This is a genomic window from Microcoleus sp. N9_A1 (genome assembly GCF_036701795.1).
In the GTDB taxonomy this organism is placed as follows: Bacteria; Cyanobacteriota; Cyanobacteriia; order Cyanobacteriales; family Microcoleaceae; genus Microcoleus.
Genome location: NZ_JAUBRI010000126.1, coordinates 1 through 7,976 on the forward strand (window position 1 = coordinate 1; position 7,976 = coordinate 7,976).

The window sequence follows — 7,976 nt, forward strand, 5'->3', positions numbered from 1 at the left end:
CCGCCTTCTCTCTGGCGCTTTATTAATATACTTATTTCGCAAGGGGTTGTCAAGCTTTTTGGGAAACTATTTTTGAGCTTTTTTTTGAACCTATACACACCAAGGGTTTCGGCTGCCCTTCACTGCTCCGACCTCCGCTGGCTGACTCCTCTTTTAACCATGGGGTCTTTTTTTGGACCAACATAAGGCTTTTAGGCGGACTATTTCCCGCGTATGAGTAGAAGCACTCATTGGTTCAACCTGATGATGGGGCTTACTTCGAGTATGGGTAAGGCAAGGTTAGAGTGTAAGATGTGAGGCTGCATCATGGGGTTAGGATGACAGAATCAGGCTGGTGCATGAGTCATATATATGTGGTGTCTGCATTTCTTGGACTTTACTGAGGGAAGTTTGGGTCTCAGATTGAGCCGATCGCCCTTAACAATTCCTCTGATTCAAAATCCAGAAGTTGACACGACACGGTACTCTAACCCAGATCAAACTCCCAGGAATCGATCGCCCGCAAAGACACTCTCCTGAATTACACCCCGAAACTCATTCAGTTACCCCAGTTATCAGCCTTTGAGGATCGATGGCGAGTTGGTCTCCTCAACATCTACATCTAAAAAGTGCAAGTGACTCTCTTCCTCAGTATTGACAGCAATCACCAGACCTCTATTCCCCCAAGGAGCTATCGCCCGGGGTGAGGCGGGGCTGCTAAAACTCCCTACTTGAATCCCTTGACTGTTTAACACTTCTATCTGCCCCCCTACATCTGCCAACACCCATCCCCAATTAGCCACACAAGCAGACACGGGCAAAGTTTCAAGAGGAATTCGTGCTACCTTGAGTGGCCACAATTTCATCAACAACACCGCCGCTTTACCACCTTGGGGAATTCCCAGCAAAGTATAAGGCTCCGGTGTCAACAGCATCTGTCCTACGCTGGCAGACAAACGCACAGAACCCACCGGCGTGCCGCGGCGAGTGTAAACTCTAAAAATAGTTTGGGGATTTTTTGGCTCGTTGTCCGGCCAAACTGCTAAGACGTGTCGCCGATCCAAAAAAATTAATTCTGGTAAATAGTGTTCTGATAACGGCACAGTAGCCATCAGCTTCAGGACTTTTTCCGGATCGCCTGCAGTGCTGTTGGCAGCTAAAGAATAAAAACGCAGCTCGCCAGGAACCGCTACTGTCAACCAGTGGCCGTGAGGGTCAACAGCAGCTTTTAAAGCATCTGGACCTTGCCTCAAACCCATATCCAGCAAACATTGAGGCTCCCAAGAGCGCTCATTGAGCCAGTAAAGTTTTTGCGGAGTGAGAACGCAGCAGCCGTGGGAAGCAGGTAAAATGCCGCGCACGATTTCCGGCATTAATGAAATAGAAGTAGACTGTTCTCCTGTAACGAGCTGTTTTCCAGGCTGACACCAAACCTTCACCTCTGTACCTACAGCAGCATAGAGATAGGTTTCAGTGGCAATTAAAGTGGTCACCGGTACAGGAAGTATTAGTGGCTTGGGCTGGGAAAGCGAATAGCGCACAGTCCCAAGTAAATTAATAGCCGACTGTGATGCTTTTTCCTCTTCAACTTCTAGCAAAGACTCAGTTTCAGACTTCAGACTTTTATCACCACTGGTTGTGGGGTTTTCCCAAGGAATAATGCAGTCGCCCAATTGCCTGACAGCGGGGTCGTACATGATCAGCCGCAGAGCTTGAGCCATTTGAGAAGCACTGGCAAAACGGCGGGCTGGTAGCTTTTCTAAAGATTTTTTGACTATTGCTTGCAAAGGTTCGGGGATGGCGCCGGGAAATTGCAAGCGTTGATTCAGGTGCGCCCACCTCAAGTCTCCGGGGGTTCCCCCGAAAGGGCGGTAGCCCATTAGCAATTCAAACAGCAGAATTCCTACTGCATATATATCTGACATCGGGGAAAAAAGACCGTAAAACCGCTCTGGGGCCATGTAAGCGGGGGAACCTACGGTAGCGTCGGGAGAAATTTCTTGGTGGAGGCGAGTGGTACCAATTTCTGGCAGCCGACGCGCGATGCCAAAGTCAGAAAGCCGGGGCGACCAACCTTTTGCTCCTAAAGTTAGGAGGATATTTTCGGGTTTGATGTCGCAGTGAACTACGCCTCGGCGGTGCGCGTAGTCTAAGCCTGCTAAAACTTCCATGACTAGCTGTAAACCTTCGAGCAGACGCAAGGGGCGGTCTTGTTTGAGCAGGTTGCGGAGGGTTCCTCCCTCGCAGTAGTCCATAACCAAGTACCTGCCTGTAGCTGTGTGTTCTAGAGCTCGGCAGGTAACAATATTCGGGTGCTGCAAGGTGATCAGAAACCACAGCTCTCGCAAGAATTCGCTAGTTGGGGCTTTTTGATGACTAAGTTCTTTGAGAGCAACCAGTTGGCTGGTGAGGCGGGAGTCCTGGGCGGGAGCTTCTCGAACGCTGGCACAAAAGACTCGACCAAATTGTCCTTGTCCGACTAGCCCTAAAATGCGGTACTTAGAATGTTGCATCGGTCTAATTATAGAAAAAGCTTGAGCTAGTATTAAAATATGTAAATAATTCTGACAAAAATTCAAATTTTTGAATCGCTCGCCAGGTACAGCCTATGTTATCTCAGGTTCATTCTCAGCCTCCTTGAGAGCGATCGCACAGTCGCACGTACTAAAATCCTTGAGCTTGGGAATCGCTATCAATCTTGGCGGACGCCGGTACCCGCTCGGGAACTACCTGTGGCTGCTATTTTAGTCGATCGCGACTATTACAGTTTTTTCAATGCCATCTAGAAAGTATCTAAGGTTTTAGCTTTTCAAGGCTAAGCTGGGGAATCGGGGCGAGGGAACAGCGATATGACAAAAAAATAAGTGCGGTTATGCCATAGGGGTTAGAGAGCCAGAAGCAGATGCTGTCGTCAAGGCATCTTAACCTTTTTGAGTGTTAGCCAAATTTTTTTGCGCTTTGAATAAGTTGATCGTAACTTGCTAAATACTGAACTTGACAGGAGCAAACATCAATATGGTTAAAATTATTAAACTAGATCCAATTGCGGAGGAAATAGCAGTCGAAACCCGATCAAATATCCTGTCTGCCTTACTTTCCAAAGACTTAGACGTTCTCAAGGAATGCGGGGGGCGGGGAATGTGCGCTACCTGCCATGTTTACATTAAAGAAGGCATGGAAGGCTTGTCGGACATGAACCGCCGCGAGAGAAGAACATTGGAAGTCATTACTACGGCTAAAGCCAATTCGCGACTTGCTTGTCAGGCTCAAATTATGGGCGAGGGTGTGGTTGTACAGTTGCCTGCGGGGATGTACATTAATGCTATTGAAAATGTCGAAGCTCTGATCGGCCGCCGGGCCCAGCAAGATTTATTACACCCAATTACGGGTCAAGTAGTTGTAGAATCGGGAAAGTTAATTACTCGTTCTATCGTTACACAGCTTAATGAAACCCGCTTTCAAGTAGGACAGTATTTAGTTCGGACTAAAGAAGCTTAAAACTGATATGTTTGTATTTTAGTAGTAGAGAAAAATCTATGTTGAGCCAACTTGCGCGTTTGAGCATGGAAGCAGACGGACGCTACGCCAGTGCAGAAGAACTCCAATTTTTGAAAGACTACTTTCAGTCTTTGAATCACCGGATGAGTGCTTATAAAAAACTTCAAGCCTCTGAAACAGAAATTATGCGGCAAGTGGAAGCACAAATGCAGTCTCTAGACCCTAGTTTATTTCGGCGGGGGGCTAACGATGTCACTGAAAAGTGCCGTGGAGATATTGTGCGGGTGTTAAGGCATTCGGCGGCAGCACTATTGATTAATGATACGGAACGATTGCGCGATCGGCTACTACTTTGGTTGCAAACTATTTTAGGCGCTGTTCAAGTTAGAAATAGTGCAACCGTGACCTACGATGTGATGAAAAAGGTCCTCAAACAATATCTCACGGTGGAAGAAAGGAACCTATTTTTTCCGATTCTGGACATCAACCGCACTTTACTCGGCAAATAATCAAGGGGGTTGACAAGTTAACGCCGATAAACTATGCCGTTAGGAAGAGTGGCTCCAATCAACTTCGCTCCTGTCAAATCCGCCTCAGTGAGAATGGCTCCCCGGAGGTTGGCTCCTGTCAAGTCAGCTTTATGCAAGTTGGCTTTACTCAGGTTAGCTTTGCTCAAGTTAATTTCATGCAGGCAAGAATTAGACAGGTCGGCATTGATCAGGTAGGCTGAACTCAAGTTGGCTTTGCTGAGGTTGGCGCCGCTCAAGTTAGCTTCCATCAGATAAGCAGCGCTCAAGTTGGCTTCGTTCAACAACGCCTCTGCCATATTGATTCCAGTTAAAAGTTTGCGGCTCAAGTCTACACCGCTGAGGTCTGCCCCGCTGAGGTTAATACCGCTTAAGTGGCTGCCATTCAAAGTAATGTTTCTCAGGTAGGTTTTGCTGAGGTCTGCTTTGCACAAATTGGCTCTATCCAAGCAAGCTTCGCTAAGGTCTGATCCGCTCAAGCACGCGCCGTTTAAATAGGCTTGAGTGAGGTTAGTTCGCCTGAGATTAGCTTTCAACAGGTTGGCTTTGCTGAGGTTAGCACGGGTTAAGTTGGCTCCGGCTAGGTTGGCTTTGGATAATTCGGCTCCGGTGAGCTGTGCTTCGGTCAAGTCTGCCTCTTTCAGACTCGCTAGACTTAAGTAAGCATCTTTGAAGTTTGCCCCGTTGAGATTGGCTTTAATCAGATAGGCTTTACTGAGATTGGCCTGGCTGAGAACGGCTTTGGTGAGGTTGGCGGCGCTCATATCTGCACCTATAAGATTGGCATTGGGGAGAATTGCTCCGGTCAGATTTGCCCAATTCAGGTGACATCCGGCGAGGTTTGCGCCGGTGAGATTGGCGCCGATGAGATTGGCGCCACTCAGACTTGCGGCCATGAGGTTGGCGCCGGTGAGATTGGCTCCGCTGAGGTCAGCTTTGCTGAGATTGGCTCGGCTCAGATGGGCTTTGGTGAGGTCGGCCCCGCTGAGGTTCGCACCGATTAAATAGGGTCGTTGCTGGTGTTGGTTGAGGTTTGCCAAAATTAGAGTTGGGGCATCGCTGGAACGGTATAAATCGATCGGACTCAACACAATGCCGCGCAGATTTGCCAGTCTAAAATCTCTTTCGCCGGCTGCATATCGAGTTAGAAGTTCATTGGCGTCCATTAAGTTCTAGCAAAATGTTTGAGGTTTTGATTGCTTTTAAATTTTATGAGTTTCTAGAGTAAGTTATGAAGTTTCTAGCTGCTAGTTATAATCAGGTTTTATTTGAATTGCTAAAATCTGATTTTTTAACTCAGGAGCTTTTTTATAATTTAACTCACAGTTTTGATGATACGGTGGATAATATGGGTGTAAAAAAATCGATTTGACAGCTATTAGCAACAAAGTAATAGCTGTCAAATAAGTCAGTTTTTTTGGAAAAGTTGACTGATAATAGCTTCATGGTCTTTTCCTTCTTCGACCATAGAATCTGCCGGTTGGAGGCGATCGCGCAGCCCTAAAATAAAGCGGTTGCAGTCCGCACCCAATGATTCGCAGGATGTTTGCAGGCAGTGAAGTTCTCGACCCGTAAGCTGACTAAAGAAAGAACTTAAAATACCTGCTTCTAAAAAACAGGCTGGTCGCTTAGACTTGGGGGCTGTTTTAGCAAAAAGAGAGTTAGCAATTTTTACTATTAAAAATCCCTGTTCGGAATAGCTGGGGTCCAGATCAAATGTTCCCCATCCATGAGTTTTCCAACACTGCTGCAAGGACTGAAGAAATTCTACCATTTCCATTTCAGAAACTGGCTGACCGTAGTATTCGCTGACTTCTTCGCAAAAACGCACGTAGAAGTTTTTACCCCACCAGCGACCGCAGTTGAAAAGCACGAGGCGGGAGGCTTGACCTGTTTCTTGTTCTAAGCCGATATAAATGGCTTGAATCAGTGTTTCTGGGAGTGCTAAGAGCCTATCACCCCGGCGGTTTTCGAGGAGGCCGAGTTCGAGGTCGCCTCGGACGTAGGCATCGCTGGCAAAGTAGTTTCCAGGGAGTCGGGGCTGTTTGAGTAAGTCGGCAATATTAATCATCGGAAATTGGGAATTGGGAATCGGGAATTGGAAATTGGGAAGAAAGCTGATTATTTATTACCTTGGTCAATAATAATTGACTGTGCTTGGTCGAAAAATGGTTGCAATATAGCCCGGGCTTGCTCGGAAAGCAATTCTTTTAAACGAGTTTGCAGCAGATTGCAAACAGTTGCTTCGATATTTTGAGTTTGGTGGGCTTCGACTATGCCGGAAAGCCAGTCTACAAGGCGCTGTTCGAGAAAATTTTGATCGTTCAGCAGCATAGCCATAGCGCAGTACCGCAAGACTAACACCCAGTGTTTGAGCGATCGTTCTAAGGTTTCTTGTTTTTCGTCGGGGAATGTTTCTTGTAGTTTGTTGGCTACTGGTTGGAAGATGCTTGCTTCCTTCTCTCGCAAAAATTCGTAAATTTTTAAGCGCTGGACAAGGGTTACAGCTTGACGCTTAAAAGCTATGAGTTCTTCGCCTTTTAAAAAGCGGTTTTCTGCCTGATCCAGCAGCGCCTCAATCTCAGGGTGCATGATTTTAATTAAGTGGTAATCGGTAATTGATAAAAGGAAGGAAGTTCGGCAACGAGCCGTGTACGGGATTTAACGGATTTAACTAATTGATTTTGAGGGATGAGGAAAGAGGAGTGAGGGAAGATGGATGAGGGATTGCCCTATTTTTCATTTTCCATTCCCTACACAGATTAAAACAGGTCGAATAGGTCATCAATGGTGACTTCTGCTTGTTCAGAAATAGAAATTACTGGCAAGGGTGGCGGTAGGGGTAGGGCACCTACTTCCGGAATTCCTTCCCAAGAAATAGCTTGAAAAAAGTCTGCTACTGGCTGGGTTAAACTCAGAAGTTGACCGGGGGTCGAGCCATTTGGGGTTTCTAAAGATTTTCCCAGCCAATTATAGTGACCAAAGAATTCTTGGACAGATTGGTCCAACCATGAAGTTTGACTTTTCATCTTTCTTCCTGCCTGGAGAAATCCACCATCGCACTTTCGATCGCGAAATTGGTGGGAGGAAAGGCAGGGCAGGGGATGTGCCTTTCCAGGTTGTTTACCGCAATATTTCACCGTGTTGCAGTCGATTTTGAATATCGCGCGCGTTGGCACCTTCGTTGAGCCAGAATGCTGCTGCATCAATTTTATCTGGGTTGCCGAGCAAGAACTTGCAATAGGTTTCTCCCATTGAGTAACATTGGAGTTCTATGCAGCTCAGAGGCTTTTTGACTAAAGAGCCGAAGAAACCGGCGAACAAACCGGCGTATATGTGACAAACCGGTTTGCCTACGTCTCCCAATGTGCGAGCAACTGCTGAGTCAAAGAGGTTGATGAAGATGCAGCCGTGTTTGCGATCGCTCATGTCCACTTCCCAGCGACCCCAACCTTGAGCTGTGAAAGGCCACCACCAAGTTTCTAGCAGAAACATGAGATTTGACTGGCGAATGTTCTGGCTGTATTCGGCACTAAACCATTTTTGAAAAAATTCGGAATCTTGAAGTCCCCACTGGCAACCAATAGTATACATGATGACAGAGGACGCGGGGCCGACTTCTTCTTCGAGCCCCTCCACCAAACCGATAATGAAGTCTTCGCTGGTAAAAATGTTGCGCGACTGATTCCAGTCGTCAATTGTACCCATCTGGCGATCGAAGGCAAAAAAATCCTGAAACCTATAGTGGCTGTGAGTTTTAGGATGCTTTTGCTTCAGTAGCGATTCGCTGTTGGGGGAAATTTCTTTTTTGGCAGTAGAGACCATTGGCGAGTTATTCCTTTTTGGTGTAGTTTGGTGAAAATTAGAGTCAAATACACTGGCCTGTGTATCCAATGTGAACTACCCACCGTCAAGCGGAGTACCGCTATGACGGGGGCTTCCAGTTTCAAGGGGAATCGCATCTATCAAGAC

General features: G+C 46.8%; 9 protein-coding genes. 3 read left to right on the forward strand and 6 right to left on the reverse strand.

Annotated elements, in window-relative coordinates; all coding sequences use genetic code 11:
• Positions 1 to 186, forward strand: a 186-nt coding sequence (locus tag QUA58_RS30040) for a hypothetical protein (protein WP_333397801.1), incomplete at its 5' end; no start/stop codon positions are given.
• Positions 187 to 554: 368 nt separating this feature from the next.
• Here QUA58_RS30040 and QUA58_RS30045 read toward each other — a convergent pair.
• The gene (locus QUA58_RS30045) at positions 555 to 2,492 is read right to left on the reverse strand and encodes a serine/threonine-protein kinase (protein WP_333257292.1); all 1,938 of its coding nucleotides are present in this window, start codon (positions 2,490 to 2,492) and stop codon (positions 555 to 557) included.
• A 502-nt stretch (positions 2,493 to 2,994) separates the two neighbouring features.
• On the opposite strand from QUA58_RS30045, the gene QUA58_RS30050 reads away from it, so the two are divergent.
• Both QUA58_RS30050 and QUA58_RS30055 read left to right on the forward strand, forming a co-directional pair.
• Positions 2,995 to 3,477, forward strand: coding sequence for a 2Fe-2S iron-sulfur cluster-binding protein (locus QUA58_RS30050; RefSeq protein ID WP_006635922.1), 483 nt, complete (start codon positions 2,995 to 2,997; stop codon positions 3,475 to 3,477).
• 38 nt (positions 3,478 to 3,515) lie between these two features.
• Positions 3,516 to 3,986: a phycobilisome protein gene (locus QUA58_RS30055; protein ID WP_333257288.1), complete on the forward strand. Its 471-nt coding sequence runs from the start codon at positions 3,516 to 3,518 to the stop codon at positions 3,984 to 3,986.
• 17 nt (positions 3,987 to 4,003) lie between these two features.
• Here the strand turns inward: QUA58_RS30055 and QUA58_RS30060 are convergent, their stop codons facing one another.
• From QUA58_RS30060 to QUA58_RS30080, 5 genes are all read right to left on the reverse strand, one after another.
• The gene (locus tag QUA58_RS30060) at positions 4,004 to 5,170 is read right to left on the reverse strand and encodes a pentapeptide repeat-containing protein (protein WP_333257285.1); all 1,167 of its coding nucleotides are present in this window, start codon (positions 5,168 to 5,170) and stop codon (positions 4,004 to 4,006) included.
• A gap of 242 nt (positions 5,171 to 5,412) precedes the next feature.
• On the reverse strand, positions 5,413 to 6,075 hold the full coding sequence (locus QUA58_RS30065) for a V4R domain-containing protein (RefSeq protein ID WP_333397803.1): 663 nt from the start codon (positions 6,073 to 6,075) through the stop codon (positions 5,413 to 5,415).
• Positions 6,076 to 6,125: 50 nt separating this feature from the next.
• On the reverse strand, positions 6,126 to 6,596 hold the full coding sequence (locus QUA58_RS30070) for a phycobilisome protein (protein ID WP_333257279.1): 471 nt from the start codon (positions 6,594 to 6,596) through the stop codon (positions 6,126 to 6,128).
• Positions 6,597 to 6,766: 170 nt separating this feature from the next.
• Positions 6,767 to 7,033: a hypothetical protein gene (locus QUA58_RS30075; RefSeq protein ID WP_333042386.1), complete on the reverse strand. Its 267-nt coding sequence runs from the start codon at positions 7,031 to 7,033 to the stop codon at positions 6,767 to 6,769.
• A gap of 94 nt (positions 7,034 to 7,127) precedes the next feature.
• Positions 7,128 to 7,829 (reverse strand): V4R domain-containing protein, encoded by a 702-nt coding sequence (locus QUA58_RS30080; RefSeq protein ID WP_333257275.1) that lies wholly within the window; start codon positions 7,827 to 7,829, stop codon positions 7,128 to 7,130.
• Positions 7,830 to 7,976 lie beyond the last annotated feature (147 nt).